Origin of the sequence: Pseudomonas sp. NFACC08-1 (genome assembly GCF_900106735.1) — a bacterium.
Lineage (GTDB): Bacteria > Pseudomonadota > Gammaproteobacteria > Pseudomonadales > Pseudomonadaceae > Aquipseudomonas > Aquipseudomonas fluorescens_Q.
In genome coordinates this window covers 1-15,156 of the sequence record NZ_FNNL01000012.1, presented here as the reverse complement: position 1 = coordinate 15,156, position 15,156 = coordinate 1, and the positions used below count along the sequence as shown (strand labels likewise).

The window sequence follows — 15,156 nt, the reverse complement described above, 5'->3', positions numbered from 1 at the left end:
GGCCGCTTTCAACTTGAAGGGACACACGATGAACACCGCTCAGCAATCGATTCAACAATACATCAGCGCCAAGGACGGCAATCGCCCGCACCTGCTGGATCAGGCTTTTACGCCGACTGCTACGCTGCACATGAACGTGCGCACCGGTTCCATCACGTTTCCCGACCACGTCGAAGGCCGTACCGCCATTGGCGATGTGTTGGTCAGTCGCTTTGGCCAGACCTTCGAAAACGTCTACACGTTCTGCCTGGCCGCCCCGCCGCCGGCAAACGCCGAGGCGTTCCAGTGCAAGTGGCTGGTGGCGATGTCCGACAAGAACAGTGGCGAGGCACGCGTCGGTTGTGGCCTGTATGACTGGCAGTTCGATCCGGCGTCGAGCCTGGCCGAGCGACTGACCATCACCATCGAACACATGAAGACCCTGCCGGCAACCGATCTGCCGATGATCATGGCTTGGGCATCGCGGCTGGAGTACCCATGGTGCCAGCCTGAAGCGGTTCTCGATAACGTCCCGGATTCAGGCGCGCTCCAGGATGTTATCCGCTACCTGGAAGATCTTTGATCAGGCCGCCCGTGCGCTTTCAGGAGTCTTGCATGACTGTTTCAAGGAATCGCCCCAAGTGAACATCAAGTTTCTCGAAACCTTCGTCTGGGTCGCCCGCCTGAAGAGCTTTCGCCTCACCGCGGAAAAGCTGTTCACCACCCAGGCGTCCATTTCCAGTCGGATCGCCGCCCTGGAGGACGAAATGGGCGTGCGCCTGTTCGTGCGCGATTCCAAAGGTGTGTCGCTGACCTCCGAAGGCCAGCGCGTGCTGGAATACGCCGAGCGCATCATGGACACCATGCAAAGCATGAAAGCGGTGATCAAGGATCCGCGCCAGGTGCGCGGCCGAATCCGCATCGGTGCGATGGATACGGTGATCCACACCTGGCTCAGCCCCTTGGTGACGCGCCTGATGGAATGTTACCCGGCCCTGGAAATCGAACTGTCGGCCGACACCGCGAGCAACCTGTGCTCGCAACTGGAAAAAGGCTACCAGGACATCATTTTCCAGACCGACATCCTGCGCCTGGACAGTGTACGCAACGCGCTGCTGACCCGTTACCCGATGCACTGGGTGGTGCGCACCGGCTCCGCCTATGACCGGTCCTATGCGTCGCTGGAGGACTTGTCCCAGGAACGCATAGTGACCTTCTCGCGCAACTCTCGCCCCCACCAGGACATTCTCAACCTGCTGCATTCGGCCAACATCGTCTCGCCCCGCATCAACTGCGTGAACTCGGCCTCGGCCATTACCCGCCTGGTTCGCGACGGCTTTGGCATTGGCGCCATGCCCGCGGCGCTGGTCGTCGGCGAACTGGCCCAAGGCACATTGACCTTGGTGGACGGCGTGCCGCTGCCATCGGTCATGGACATCGTCGCCAGTTGGCGGACCGGCGCGGGAATGGAACGGGTAGAAGACATCGTCAGCCTGACCCGGGAAGTGGTCGGCGAATTCGTCGCACAGTTACCGCCCGGGTATCGACTCGATATGAATTGAGCCGCCCATTCATTTCGTCATCAGATATTCACACCGGTGACATACCGTGGGCACCGATTGATCCCGTCCCTCGATCGGTGAGCTATCTGCCTGATGCAAGCATTCCTGAAAAACAGAACGCCCGAAGCGCCGGCTACAACGCCAAATCATAGGGAACACAGGCATGACACGCAGAACAGCGACAGGTCCCGTGAAGGTGAGATCTGTGTCCGGTTCCTGTCGTGTGCAGACATCCCCTCGCTGCTTGAGCTCGAACAACGGAAATGGACGGACGACCAGCGGGCCGATGCCGCCATGCTGGCCTCCCGAATCGCCGCATTCCCGGCCCTGAGTGTCGGTGCGTTTTGCACACGCAGCGGCACCGCGCGGGCATCGCTGTTCATGAAACCGACCCGGCACGACCATATTCGCCAGTGTCCGACCTGGGCAGATTGCGCGAGGAAGCAGCACGGTGACGAATCGGCCAGAACGGATGCGTTGTTTGGCATTAGCCTGAGCAGCGTCGACCCGAAAGCGGCCAATGCGATTTTCGAGTTCTTCTGGCCCTACGCGCTGAAACAAGGCTGGTCGGTCATCTACCTGGGATCTCCTGTCCCGGGCCTAAGGGATTGGCGCTCGAAAAACCCCGGCTTCACAGAGGCGCACTACATCCTGAGTAAACGCCAGGGAGTGCCGTTGGACCCACAGCTGCGGTACTACTTCAAGAAAGGCTTTCGCAAGATTGTCGCCATCAAAGACAACTACTTCCCCCATGAGCCTTCGCTGGATGTCGGCGTGCTGCTCCAAGGCAAAGTGCCGCTGTCGGGCCTTTCGTTCATCTGGAAGAGAGTTCCGTTGCCCTGGTTGCAACGCATGAAAAAACTGGTCTTCGTGTGCCTGTGAGTACCTCCCGGGCTCTAGCCGTTGCCCGTGCAGTGGCTTTTCCTTCATCGAGCAGCAATCTTCCCAGCTACCTATTCATGCTGCTGTGCGTCCTCAATACCGCCGCGATCGGCTGGCTGGCGACGCAGGAGGCATTCACATGGCTGGCTGTCGCACCGCTGATCGTGCTGCAGGCGATCCTGATGATCGGTGTCCAGGAGATCAAGCATCAAGGCGTGCATCGCCAGTTCCTTGTGGGCACACCTCTCAATGAGGCGGTGGGTGTGTTCGCGGCGGGCATTTTTGCGGCAAACTTCGTGGGCTACCGCTACTTCCACCTCGAACACCACCGCAAGACCTGCCAGGCCGATGATCCCGAAGGCTTGATGTACGAACAGACCTGGCCGACCCGCTGGATCAGCCTGCTGGGCGCCGCGGAGCAACTCTGGGTGGCGATTTCCACCAACAGGATCTCCCGCCGCTACCTGCCGCCGAACGCGGTCTGGCGCTGGCGCTGGAACAACGCCGTGATCGGCGTTTTTGCGGCTGCGCTGGCGTTCGGTCTCTATGAGGCGCCTCGACTGGTCGTCTGCGTCTATCTGCTCCCTTATTGCCTGTTTGCCTGGATGGATTTCTGGCTGACGCAGGCCGAGCACTATGGCGTACGGATCTCGGCCCAAGGCCCGCGACGCCCGCCCTGTGAGATCACCACGGACGTGCGCCTGCCAAAGATCCTCTCCTGGCTGATCCTGCATCGTTCGCTGCATCGCACCCACCATCATGCGCCGGCAACCCGTTGGTTCCACGCGTACGCGCAATCGAGGGTGCTCGCCAAAGACAATCCCGGTGGCACGACAGGGCTGCCCACGTTCGTTGCGACATGGATGCGACTCGGTCCCCGACTCTGGAAATAAGCCATGAAAAACAACTGCGAGCCCTTCTGGAACGACACACCGATCAGGACCTACCTGTTCGATGCCTTTTCGGTGCTGCTCCCTGCCGGCGAACAATTTGTGATTTCAGTGGTGCAATCATCCGCTTTGCAGTTGCCGCCAAACTCGCCACTGGCTAACCAGTCGCGCGACTTCGTGGCCGAGGAACGCGCTCACCAGCGAGCCCATCGTCTCTACAACCAACAACTGGAAAAGCAGGGTTTTGAAGTCAAGAAATACGAACGCGAGATCGAAAAGGACCTCGATGCCCTGCGTGCCAAGCTGTCACTCCATGCGCAGCTGTCCCTGGCCGCGGCGTTCGAGCATGTGACAGCCGTCACCTCGCGGATCGCCTTGCGCAGTGGCGGGCTGCTGTCGACCAGCACCTCCTCGCAAACACGCCTGTGGCGCTGGCACTGCGCCGAAGAAGTGGCTCATCAGCACGTCACCACCGATCTGCTCCAGGCGTTGGGTGTCCCCTATTGGCAGCGGATTGTCTATTTTTTGGCCGCATCGGCGCTGATGAGCTTCGATGTCCTGCGGCATCTGCATGGTTTTGCTCGCTGGGACATTGCCCGCGGCCGCGTCAGCGCCAGGCAGCTGGGATGGGCCACGGGGCGCCTGCTACTGCGCGATGGTGCGAACCTGGTGCTGCTGGCAAGCGGATGGGGTGCCTACTTTCTTCCGCTGAAAACGACTGCGGTGGCAGGCTGTAAGTGAACTGCAATATCCCCGACTTATTCTGGACCAAGCGCACTGCGGCGAACGCTGGTTGTGCATGTCGCCCGCTCGGAAAGTTCCAGGGAGTTCGCCATGAAAATCAGCGTATTCGGAAGTGGTTACGTAGGCTTGGTGCAAGCTGCCGTGTTGGCCGAAGTGGGCCATGACGTGGTGTGCATGGACATCGACGAGCGCAAGGTCGACAGCTTGCGCCAAGGCCAGGTGAGCATTTACGAACCTGGCCTGGCCGCGCTGGTGCGTGAAGGCCTGGAAGCTGGCCGCTTGCATTTCACCTGCGACGAACAGCTCGCCGTGCAGCACGGCCAGGTGCTGTTTATCGCCGTGGGCACGCCGTCCCGGGAAGATGGCAGTGCCGATCTGAGCCAGGTCCTGGCCGTCGGCGAGGCCGTCGCCCGCTACCGCGAGCAACCGCTCATTGTGGTGGAGAAGTCCACCGTGCCGGTGGGCACCGGCGACGTTCTGCGGGGGCACATCGACAAATGCCTGCTCAAGGCCAGTCGCCTGCTGCAGTTCGATATTGTTTCCAACCCCGAATTCCTCAAGGAAGGCTCGGCGGTCGCCGATTGCCGTCGTCCGGATCGCATCGTGATCGGCTGCGAGCGCGATGAAGTGCGCGAAACCATGCGCGACCTGTACGCCCCGTTCAACCGCAACCACGATCGGGTCTTGTTCATGGACCTGCGCAGCGCCGAGCTGACCAAATATGCCGCCAACGGCATGCTGGCGACCAAGATCAGTTTTATCAACCAGATCGCCGAACTGGCCGAACACCTGGGGGCCGACATCGAGTCCGTGCGCCTGGGCATCGGCGCCGACTCGCGCATCGGCTATCACTTCATCTACCCGGGATGCGGCTACGGCGGTTCGTGCTTTCCCAAGGACATGCGTGCCCTGATCCACACGGCCGAGCAGGCTCATTGCTCCAGCGACCTGCTGCAAGCGGTGGAAGCCATCAACGGGCGGCAGAAACACAAGCTGTTCGAGCGGATCAACGCGTTCTACCAGGGCGACCTGCGCGGCAAGACCTTCGCCCTCTGGGGCCTGGCCTTCAAGCCCAACACCGACGACATGCGCGATGCTCCGAGCCGTACCCTGCTGGAGTCGCTCTGGGCAGCGGGTGCCAGCGTCCGCGCGTTCGACCCGGAGGCGATGCAGCAGACGCAACTGCTCTATCCCGACGAAACCCGACTCATGCTGATGGGCACGCCGGAATCGGTGTTGCCGGGGGCCGACGCATTGGTCATCTGTACCGAATGGCAACCCTTCAAGGCGCCGGACTTCGACCTGATCCAACAACGGCTCAAGGCCCCGGTGATTTTTGACGGTCGTAACCTTTTCGATCCGGAGCGCATGGCCGACAAGGGTTTCACCTATTTCCCGATGGGTCGCGGGCAGTCGCGCAACCTGCCTATCGCCCAGCAAACGTGGTTCCCGGCTTCGAGAAGCGCGTGACCTGTGAGCCTTACCTCAAAATTAATGCACTCAACCAGCATTAATATGAATTTGTAAGCAAGAGTTGTGAGCGGCACACTGTGCACCGTTCCTCCCCCAACTGTTGGAACACTTAAAGGGCTTTCTGGGACTATCCCGTAAGCCCCTTTTTTTGTTCGTTTTTTGGATTTTCGCTTAATGCTTTCTCGCTGGTTCCCCGCCGCTATCAATACCCGTCCCACCGAGTGGAGCCGCGCCGCCATCGGCATGGCGCTGGGGACGATGTTCAGTGTCTGGCTTTGTGGCCAGGTATTCGGCCTCGAGGTGGCGCAACACCTGATCGGCCCCCTCGGCGCCTCGGCGGTGCTGTTGTTTGCGGTGTCATCGGGCGCCCTCGCCCAGCCCTGGTCGATTGTCGGCGGTTACCTGTGTGCGTCGGTCGTCGCGCTGCTGGTGGCCCATGTACTGGGCCGTACGCTGGGTAGCGCCTGCCTGGCGGCGGGCATGGCGCTGGTGTTGATGTGCTGGCTGCGTTGCTTGCATCCGCCGGCAGGCGCCCTGGCGGCGACGCTGGTGCTGGCCGCCCCGTCTATCATTGCCTTGGACTGGCAAGCCGTTGGTGCGGCGATGCTGGCCGGTTCCGGGTTGCTGGCCTTTGCGCTGGCCTATAACAACCTGACGCGGGTGCGCTATCCCAAGCGTGCCAGCGAACCGCTGGCCGTCATACCGGCTGACCACCCTCCCGTCGACCGCCAGGCGATCACAGCCGAAGACCTGAAACTGGCCTTGGCGGAAATGGAAGCATTCTTTGACGTCACGCCGGAAGATCTTGAGCAGTTGATCCACGCCAGCGAGCGAAATGCCAAGCGCCGCAGCATCGCGGAGGTTCTCTCTAGTCGCGGCTGAGCCTGCGGCTGCTATAAATATGCAGAAAGGACCTGCACGTATCCCGGTTGTGCAATGCAAATTTGCACTGTTACGATCCTGAATAGGTACGCGCGACACAATTCATAAAGAAGAATAAAAGCAGGGAGTTAGCGATGACAGCTCAGGTTTCATCACACGCTGCGGGAACCCTCGACACCGCGGCCTATGAGGTGCTGGTCGACGTTCGCAATCACATTGGCCATTTGACCCTGAACCGCCCCGCCGGCCTCAATGCCCTCACCCTGGGCATGGTGCGCAGCTTGCAGCAACAACTCGATACCTGGGCCCTGGACCCACAGATCCGCGCCGTGGTGCTGCGGGGCGCGGGCGAGAAGGCGTTTTGCGCCGGCGGCGATATCCGTTCGTTGTACGACAGCCACAAGCAGGGTGACACCCTGCATGAAGATTTCTTCGTCGAGGAATACGCCCTCGACCTGACGATTCATCACTACCGTAAACCAATCGTCGCCTTGATGGATGGCTTCGTGCTGGGCGGCGGCATGGGGCTGGCACAAGGTGCCGACCTGCGGGTGGTGACCGAGCGCAGCCGCCTGGGCATGCCGGAAGTCGGCATCGGGTATTTCCCGGACGTAGGCGGCAGCTACTTCCTGCCGCGCATTCCTGGCGAACTGGGGATCTACCTGGGCGTCAGCGGCGCGCAGATCCGCGCGGCCGACGCCTTGTATTGCGGGCTGGCCGACTGGTATCTGGACAGTCGCAAGCTTGAACAGCTCGATGCGCGCCTCGATCGCCTGGAGTGGGGAGATACGCCACTCAAGGACCTGCAGAGCCTGCTGGCCAAACTCGGTGTGCAACAACTGCCTGCCCCGCCCCTGGCCGATCTGCGGCCAGCCATCGATCATTTCTTCGGCCTGCCCGACGTGCCGAGCATGGGCGAGCAGTTGCGCCAGGTCACCGTCGCCAACAGCCATGAATGGGCAATAAAGACCGCCGACCTGCTGGACAGCCGCTCTCCCCTGGCCATGGCCGTGACCCTGGAAATGCTGCGGCGCGGTCGGCATTTGAGCCTGGAAGACTGTTTTGCCCTGGAACTGCATCTGGACCAGCAATGGTTCGAACGCGGTGACCTGATCGAAGGTGTACGCGCCTTGCTGATCGACAAAGACAAGAACCCGCGTTGGAACCCGCCGACCCTGGAGGCGCTGGACGCCGACCATGTGGCGAGTTTCTTCGAGGGCTTCGACGACCACGGGAACTGAGCCATGCATGACCTCGAACTGACCGAAGAACAAGTGATGATCCGCGACATGGCCCGGGACTTCGCCCGTGGTGAAATCGCCCCCCATGCCCAGGCGTGGGAAAAGGCCGGCTGGATTGACGACGGTCTGGTGGCGAAGATGGGTGAGCTGGGCCTGCTGGGAATGGTAGTGCCGGAAGAATGGGGCGGTACCTACGTCGATTACGTCGCCTATGCCCTGGCCGTGGAGGAAATCTCCGCAGGCGACGGTGCTACCGGCGCACTGATGAGCATCCACAATTCGGTGGGTTGTGGGCCGGTGCTGAATTTCGGCACCGACGAACAAAAACAGACATGGTTGGCCGACCTCGCCAGTGGCCAGGCCATTGGCTGCTTCTGCCTGACCGAGCCCCAGGCCGGCTCCGAAGCCCACAACCTGCGCACCCGGGCCGAACTGCGCGATGGCCAATGGGTCATCAACGGCGCCAAGCAGTTCGTCAGCAACGGCAAGCGAGCGAAACTGGCGATCGTGTTTGCCGTGACGGACCCGGAACTGGGCAAGAAAGGCATTTCAGCGTTCCTGGTGCCCACCGATACGCCGGGCTTCATCGTTGATCGCACCGAACACAAAATGGGCATCCGCGCCTCGGACACCTGCGCGGTCACCTTGAGCAATTGCACCATCCCCGAAGCCAACCTGCTGGGGGCTCGCGGTAAAGGCCTGGCCATCGCCCTGTCCAACCTGGAAGGCGGCCGCATCGGCATCGCGGCGCAAGCCTTGGGCATCGCCCGCGCGGCGTTCGAAGCGGCGCTGGCTTACGCGCGTGATCGCGTCCAGTTCGACAAGCCGATCATCGAGCACCAGAGCATCGCCAACCTGCTGGCCGACATGCACACCCGCATCAACGCCACCCGCCTGCTCATCCTCCACGCCGCCCGCCTGCGCAGCGCGGGCCAACCTTGCCTGTCAGAAGCCTCCCAGGCCAAGCTGTTTGCCTCGGAAATGGCCGAGAAAGTCTGCTCCTCGGCCATACAGATTCATGGTGGTTATGGGTATCTCGAGGATTATCCGGTGGAACGCTACTACCGCGATGCGCGGATTACCCAGATTTATGAAGGGTCGAGCGAGATACAGCGGATGGTCATCGCTCGGGAGTTGAAACACTACCTGGTGTGATGGCTGGGAAAGCATCGCGAGCAGGCTCGCTCCCACAGGGACTTTGGTCGAGCTCCAATTTCGGCTCCACACAAACCCAATGTGGCGAGGGAGCTTGCTCCCGCTGGTCTGCGAAGCAGGCCTCTGCATTTTTTCAGCCGAACCACATGATCCGGTTTGCGACTGCTGCGCAGCCGAGCGGGAGCAAGCTCCCTCGCCACGGGTTATGGGGTGTCTGGGCTGACGCCATCGCGAGCAGCCCGGCTCCCACAGGGACTTTGGTCGAGCTCCAATTTCGGCTCTACACAAACCCAATGTGGCGAGGGAGCTTGCTCCCGCTGGTCTGCGAAGCAGGCCTCTGCATTTTTTCAGCCGAACCACATGATCCGGTTTGCGACTGCTGCGCAGCCGAGCGGGAGCAAGCTCCCTCGCCACGGGTTATGGGGTGGCCGCCTTACTTGTCCTGGAACTCCGCCGCGCGCTTGGCCACGAATGCCGCCATGCCTTCTTTCTGATCTTGCGTCGCAAACGCGGCGTGGAATACACGCCGCTCAAAACGCACGCCTTCGGACAGGCTGACTTCAAACGCACGGTTGACGCTTTCCTTGACCATCATGCTGATGGGCACCGACTTGGAGGCGATCAACGCGGCGGTTTTCAGTGCGTCATCCAGCAGCTCATCGGCCGGTACGATCCGCGCCACGATACCGCAACGCTCTGCCTCCACGGCATCGATGAAGCGCCCGGTCAGGCACATTTCCATGGCCTTGGCCTTGCCCACCGCCCGGGTCAGGCGCTGGGTGCCGCCCATGCCTGGCAGCACGCCGAGGTTGACTTCCGGCTGGCCGAACTTGGCGTTGTCGCCGGCCAGGATGAAGTCGCACATCAACGCCAGCTCACAGCCACCGCCCAAGGCAAAACCGTTCACCGCCGCGATGATCGGCTTGCGACGGTTGGCCACGCGGTCGCTGTCGCTGAACAGGTCGTCCAGGTAGATCTGCGGGTAGGTCAGCTCGGCCATTTCCTTGATATCGGCACCGGCGGCAAAGGCTTTTTTCGAGCCGGTCAGCACGATGCAGCCAATCTTCGGATCAGCCTCCAGGCTATCCAGCGCCTGGTTCAGTTCGCTGACGATCTGCGCGTTCAAGGCGTTCAAGGCCTGGGGACGGTTGAGGGTGATCAGGCCGACGCGGTCCTTGATCTCCAATAAAATCGTTTCGTAGCTCATGCAGGACTCCTGTTCAAAGATTGCGCGAAATGACCATGCGCTGAATGTCGCTGGTGCCTTCGTAGATCTGGCAGACCCGCACGTCGCGGTAGATGCGCTCCAGCGGGAAGTCGTTCAGGTAACCGTAGCCGCCCAGGGTTTGCAATGCCATGGAGCAGACTTTTTCAGCCATTTCCGAGGCGAACAGCTTGGCCATGGAGGCCTCCACCAGCGCTGGCTGGCCGCTGTCTCGCAGGGCAGCGGCGTAGTGCACCATTTGCCGGGCCACGGCGATCTGGGTCGCCATGTCGGCCAGGCGGAACGCCACGGCCTGGTGTTCGATGATCGGCTTGCCGAAACTGGAGCGTTCCCGGGCATAGTCCCGGGCCGCTTCGAACGCCGCGCGGGCCATGCCCACCGCTTGCGCCGCGATGCCCACGCGCCCGCCTTCCAGGTTCGCCAAGGCGATCTTGTAGCCCTCGCCCTCCTCCCCCAGGCGATTGCCCACCGGCACCTTCAAATCCTCGAAGAGGATCTGGCAAGTGTCGGAGGCATGCTGGCCGAGTTTGTCTTCGACCCGCGCGACGCTGTAGCCCGGCGAATCGGTCGGCACGATGAACGCACTGATGCCACGCTTGCCTGCGCTCGGATCGGTCACCGCAAACACAATCACCACCCCGGCGTTCTGCCCGGACGTGATGAACTGCTTGCAACCGTTGAGCACGTAATGATCCCCCTCCAGCCGCGCCCGCGTCTTGAGGCTGCTGGCGTCCGAACCGGCCTGGGGCTCGGTCAGGGCGAAGGCACCAAGCATCGCGCCACTGGCCAGGGGCGTGAGGAATTTCGCCTTCTGCTCATCGTTGCCGAACTTGAGGATCGGCACGCAGCCCACCGAATTGTGCACACTCATGATGGTCGAGCACGCGCCGTCGCCGGCGGCGATTTCTTCCAGGGTCATGGCATACGCCAGGTAACCGGTGTCGCAGCCGCCCCACTGCTCCGGCACCAGCATGCCGAAGAAGCCCAGCTCGGCCATTTCATCGATGGCTTCCCGGGGAAAACGGTGCTCGCGGTCCCATTCGGCGGCGAACGGTTTCAAGCGTTCCTCGGCGAACTGCCGGGCCATGTCGCGGATTTGAGTCTGTTCTTCAGTCGCAAGCATGGTAATTCCTTAATACAGGCATTCGACGGCCATGGCCGTGGCTTCGCCGCCACCAATGCAGATCGCCGCGACGCCGCGCTTGAGACCCTTCTGGCGCAGGGCTGACAGCAGGGTCACCAGGATCCGTGCGCCAGACGCGCCAATCGGGTGGCCCAGCGCACAGGCGCCGCCGTGGACGTTGACCTTGTCATGGGCAATCTCCAGCTTGTCCATGGTCACCAGCCCGACCACGGCAAAGGCTTCGTTGACTTCGAACAGGTCGACTTGATCCAGCGACCAACCGGTTTTCTGCATCAGCTTCTTCACGGCGCCAATCGGTGCGGTGGGAAACAGGCTCGGAGTATCGGCAAACGCCGCGTGACCGTGGATCACCGCCAGGGGCTTGAGGCCACGCTGGGCAGCCTGGCTCTGACGCATCAGCACCAGGGCTGCGGCACCATCGGAAATGGAACTGGCGTTGGCCGCCGTCACCGTGCCGCCCTCGCGAAACGCCGGTTTGAGCGAGGCGATCTTGTCGATCCGCGCTTTCGGCGGCTGCTCGTCGTGGCGAATGGTCACTTGTTCCTTGCCGACCATGACCTGCAACGGCACGATCTCGGCATCGAAACTGCCGTCCTTGATCGCCTGCTGGGCGCGGGTGGTGGACGCAATGGCGAAGGCATCCTGGGCCTCGCGACTCAAACCATTGGCCTCGGCGCAATCTTCGGCGAAAGTGCCCATCAGCCGACCTTTGTCGTAGGCGTCTTCCAGGCCATCGAGGAACATGTGGTCAAGCACCCGGCCATGGCCCATGCGATAACCGCCGCGGGCGCGATCGAGCAGGTACGGCGCGTTGGACATGCTCTCCATGCCGCCGGCCACCACCACCTCGGCGCTGCCGGCGATGAGCATGTCGTGGGCCAGGATCGTCGCTTCCATGCCCGAACCGCACATCTTGTTGAGCGTGGTGCAGCGGGTCGACTTGTCGAGCCCGGCGCCCAGTGCGGCCTGACGTGCCGGTGCCTGGCCCTGGCCGGCGGCGAGCACGCAACCGAACAGCACTTCTTCAACCGCACCCGGCGCGATACCGGCCCGCTCCACGGCGGCCTTGATGGCGGCGGCACCGAGTTGCGGGGCGGTGAGGCTTTTCAGTTCGCCCTGGAAACCGCCCATGGGGGTACGGACGGCACTGACGATGACAATAGGATCGTTGGACATCATGAATCCTCCTTACTTATTTGGCTGCCATACGCAAGGCACCGTCGAGACGGATCACCTCGCCGTTGAGCATGCTGTTCTCAATGATATGCCTGGCCAGCGCCGCGTACTCGGACGGTTTCCCAAGGCGTGGCGGAAACGGCACGCCAGCGGCCAGGGAATCCCGCACCTCGGGTGTCATGCCGGCCATCATCGGGGTTTCGAAAATCCCCGGGGCAATGGTCATCACCCGGATACCGAAGCGCGCCAGTTCACGGGCGGCTGGCAACGTCAGGCTGGCGATGGCGCCTTTGGAGGCCGCGTAGGCGGCCTGGCCGATCTGGCCGTCGAAGGCCGCTACCGAAGCGGTGTTGATGATCACGCCACGTTCGCCATCGGCGTCTGCCTCGGTTTCGGCAATGGCCGCAGCCGCCAGGCGCAGCAAGTTGAAGCTGCCGATCAGGTTGACGTTGATCACCTGGCTGAAGCTGTCCAGCCCGTGGGGGCCGTTCTTGCCGAGGATCTTCTCGCCGCGCACGATACCGGCGCAATTCACCAGGCCATTCAGACCACCGAACGCATCGACCGTGGCCTGGACCGCCGCTTCAGCCGCCGCTTCGTTGCTGATATCGGCCACCACGCTCTGGCAGCCCAGTTTTTGCGCCTGGGCGGCCACGGCGTCGGCGTTGAGGTCCACCAGCATCACCTTGGCGCCGGCCTTGACCAGCATTTCAGCGGTGGCCGCGCCGAGGCCGGACGCGCCGCCGCTGACGAGGAAAATCTTGTTGTCGATCTGCATCATGGTTTCCTTGGGTTCAAGCTGAAACGTTCTGCGCCGCGGCCTCTTGAGCCTTGGCGATTTCCTGGTTGCGCAAGATAAAGCGCTGCAACTTGCCGCTTGGGGTTTTCGGCAAGTCGCTGACAAATTCGATTTCACGGGGATACGCATGGGCCGCCAGGCGCTTGCGCACATGCAGGCGCAATTCCTCGGCCAGCTCCGGTGAGGCGCGATATTGGGTGCTGAGCACCACGAAGGCCTTCACCAGCTCGGTGCGTTCCGGATCGGGCTTGCCGATCACCGCCGCTTCCACCACGGCCGGGTGTTCGATCAGCGCACTTTCCACGTCGAACGGACCGACCCGGTAGCCGGAGGTAGTGATCACGTCATCGCTACGGCCGACGAAGCTGATGCTGCCGTCGGGGTTAAGCTCCACGGTGTCGCCGCTCAAGTAGTAGTCGCCAACGAAGGCCTTGGTCGGCGCACCTTCGTAACCGGCGAACCAGCACATGGGCGACTGGCTGCGGTCCACCGCGAGAATGCCCGGCTGGCCCACGCCCAGCTCGCGCTGGTTTTCATCCAGCACCACGATCCGATGGCCCGGCGAGGCAAAACCGGCCGCCCCCAGATGTACCGGATGTTCCAGCCCATGGTGGTTGCACAGCACCATGCCTAGTTCGGTCTGGCCATAATGGTCGTGGATCACCACGTTCAGATTATCGGCGAACCAACGGATCACCTCCGGGTTCAACGGCTCACCAGCGCTGCTGACGATGCGCAGCTTGCCCTTGATCGAGCGGGCAAACTGCTCGCCCCCGGCGATCAACAGCCGATAGGCAGTGGGCGAGCCGGTCAGGTTGGTGATGCCGTATTTGTTGATGACCCGGCAGGTGCTTTCCAGGGTGAACGGGCCATCGTAGAAAGTAATCGGATGTCCCATGGCCAGCGGCCCGGTCACGCCGAAATAAATGCCGTAGGCCCAACCGGGGTCGGCGACGTTCCAGAAGGCGTCTTCAGGTCGCAGGTCCACCGCGTCACGGGTGTAGCTCTGGAACGCAACGATGGCCTTGAGTGGCACCGACAGCGCCTTGGCAGGCCCTGTGGTGCCGGAGGTGAACATCAGCAGGAACGGGTCTTCGCCGGTGAGCATCAGCGGTTCGCACTGGCTGGAGTGGTTCGCCACTTCGGCCCAGAAACTGTAGTCGCCGCGCACGATGCCCTGGCCCTTTTCACCACCGACCGTGACGATGGTGGGGCAACCGGCGACTTCATTGAGCTTGGGACGGTTGACGGCGTCGGTCACGACGATCCGTGCGCCCGAGCTGCCGACGCGGTGCTCGATGGCCTTTGGCCCGAATGCGGTGAACAGCGGTTGATACACCGCTCCGATACGCCAGGTGGCGAGTACAACGATCAAGAGTTCCGCGGTGCGCGGCAGCAGGCCGGCCACTTTGTCGCCCTTGCCGACGCCTTGGGCGCGGAGGAAATTGGCGAACCGCGCGGCGTTGTCCTGCAGGTCACGGTAAGTCCAAGTCGCATCGCTGCCGTCACGGCCCTCCCAGAACAAGGCGATGCGCCCCGGCAACGCATGCCGGTCGCAACACTCGACACAGGCATTGAGCGCCTCGAGCGAGCCGTGCAGCGCGGCGTTGACGGTTTGCAGGTAATCGAATTGCGAAGTGGCGGACGAATAATCGCGCATGACCAGCATCCCTCTGTGTTTTTTATTGGTTGGGGGAACCGTGGATAGCAGGCAAATACTCGCGCCGAAGGGCTGTGGCGGCAATGGTCAAAGCTTTCAAGTTGCTTGACTGGTTTGGCCATGGTTCAGGGGTGTGTTGCCTGTCGCCCCCCCTGTGGCGAGGGAGCTTGCTCCCGCTGGGCTGCGCAGCAGCCCCAAAGCAGTCAACTCAATTAGCCTGACACACCCGGTTGTCCGTTTTTGGGGCCGCTTCGCGCCCCAGCGGGAGCAAGCTCCCTCGCCACAGGGCAGTTTTCAGCCTCTACAAAGGATGCGTCCATGTGAATGAGTAAACCTTTTCCGGC

The 15,156-nt window shown here is 62.1% G+C and carries 14 protein-coding genes; 9 read left to right on the top strand and 5 right to left on the bottom strand.

All coding sequences use genetic code 11. The features are described 5' to 3' along the window. The first annotated feature begins 28 nt into the window (after nt 1–28). The 9 genes from BLU76_RS22170 (at nt 29) to BLU76_RS22130 (ending at nt 8,808) form a co-directional block, all read left to right on the top strand. Nucleotides 29–562 (top strand): hypothetical protein, encoded by a 534-nt coding sequence (locus tag BLU76_RS22170; RefSeq protein ID WP_072345300.1) that lies wholly within the window; start codon nt 29–31, stop codon nt 560–562. A 58-nt stretch (nt 563–620) separates the two neighbouring features. After that, the gene (locus BLU76_RS22165) at nt 621–1,541 is read left to right on the top strand and encodes a LysR family transcriptional regulator (RefSeq protein WP_092143729.1); all 921 of its coding nucleotides are present in this window, start codon (nt 621–623) and stop codon (nt 1,539–1,541) included. A 93-nt stretch (nt 1,542–1,634) separates the two neighbouring features. After that, nucleotides 1,635–2,423 (top strand): hypothetical protein, encoded by a 789-nt coding sequence (locus tag BLU76_RS22160; RefSeq protein ID WP_092224470.1) that lies wholly within the window; start codon nt 1,635–1,637, stop codon nt 2,421–2,423. 77 nt (nt 2,424–2,500) lie between these two features. Further along, the gene (locus BLU76_RS22155) at nt 2,501–3,316 is read left to right on the top strand and encodes a fatty acid desaturase family protein (RefSeq protein WP_256572698.1); all 816 of its coding nucleotides are present in this window, start codon (nt 2,501–2,503) and stop codon (nt 3,314–3,316) included. A 3-nt stretch (nt 3,317–3,319) separates the two neighbouring features. Next, a complete protein-coding gene (locus BLU76_RS22150; protein ID WP_092224465.1) occupies nt 3,320–4,054 on the top strand; it encodes a metal-dependent hydrolase in 735 nt (244 codons plus the stop codon). Between the two features lie 93 nt (nt 4,055–4,147). After that, the gene (locus BLU76_RS22145; RefSeq protein ID WP_092224463.1) at nt 4,148–5,527 is read left to right on the top strand and encodes a UDP-glucose dehydrogenase family protein; all 1,380 of its coding nucleotides are present in this window, start codon (nt 4,148–4,150) and stop codon (nt 5,525–5,527) included. 177 nt (nt 5,528–5,704) lie between these two features. Next, the gene (locus BLU76_RS22140; RefSeq protein ID WP_057450721.1) at nt 5,705–6,412 is read left to right on the top strand and encodes an HPP family protein; all 708 of its coding nucleotides are present in this window, start codon (nt 5,705–5,707) and stop codon (nt 6,410–6,412) included. A gap of 134 nt (nt 6,413–6,546) precedes the next feature. Beyond that, nucleotides 6,547–7,653 carry an enoyl-CoA hydratase/isomerase family protein gene (locus BLU76_RS22135; protein ID WP_092224461.1) on the top strand — a complete coding sequence of 369 codons (1,107 nt, stop codon included), beginning with the start codon at nt 6,547–6,549 and terminating at the stop codon, nt 7,651–7,653. Between the two features lie 3 nt (nt 7,654–7,656). After that, a complete protein-coding gene (locus BLU76_RS22130) occupies nt 7,657–8,808 on the top strand; it encodes an acyl-CoA dehydrogenase family protein (protein ID WP_092224459.1) in 1,152 nt (383 codons plus the stop codon). A 433-nt stretch (nt 8,809–9,241) separates the two neighbouring features. Here the strand turns inward: BLU76_RS22130 and BLU76_RS22125 are convergent, their stop codons facing one another. The 5 genes from BLU76_RS22125 to BLU76_RS22105 are packed head-to-tail and all read right to left on the bottom strand — an operon-like array spanning nt 9,242 to nt 14,812. Continuing rightward, on the bottom strand, nt 9,242–10,015 hold the full coding sequence (locus tag BLU76_RS22125) for an enoyl-CoA hydratase (protein ID WP_063321225.1): 774 nt from the start codon (nt 10,013–10,015) through the stop codon (nt 9,242–9,244). Between the two features lie 13 nt (nt 10,016–10,028). Further along, complete coding sequence (locus tag BLU76_RS22120; RefSeq protein ID WP_063321224.1) at nt 10,029–11,156, bottom strand: acyl-CoA dehydrogenase; 1,128 nt, start codon at nt 11,154–11,156, stop codon at nt 10,029–10,031. 9 nt (nt 11,157–11,165) lie between these two features. After that, the gene (locus BLU76_RS22115) at nt 11,166–12,353 is read right to left on the bottom strand and encodes an acetyl-CoA C-acyltransferase (RefSeq protein WP_092224629.1); all 1,188 of its coding nucleotides are present in this window, start codon (nt 12,351–12,353) and stop codon (nt 11,166–11,168) included. Between the two features lie 16 nt (nt 12,354–12,369). Next, nucleotides 12,370–13,131 carry an SDR family NAD(P)-dependent oxidoreductase gene (locus tag BLU76_RS22110; RefSeq protein ID WP_092224457.1) on the bottom strand — a complete coding sequence of 254 codons (762 nt, stop codon included), beginning with the start codon at nt 13,129–13,131 and terminating at the stop codon, nt 12,370–12,372. A gap of 16 nt (nt 13,132–13,147) precedes the next feature. After that, the gene (locus BLU76_RS22105; protein WP_092224627.1) at nt 13,148–14,812 is read right to left on the bottom strand and encodes an AMP-binding protein; all 1,665 of its coding nucleotides are present in this window, start codon (nt 14,810–14,812) and stop codon (nt 13,148–13,150) included. Nucleotides 14,813–15,156: the final 344 nt, after the last annotated feature.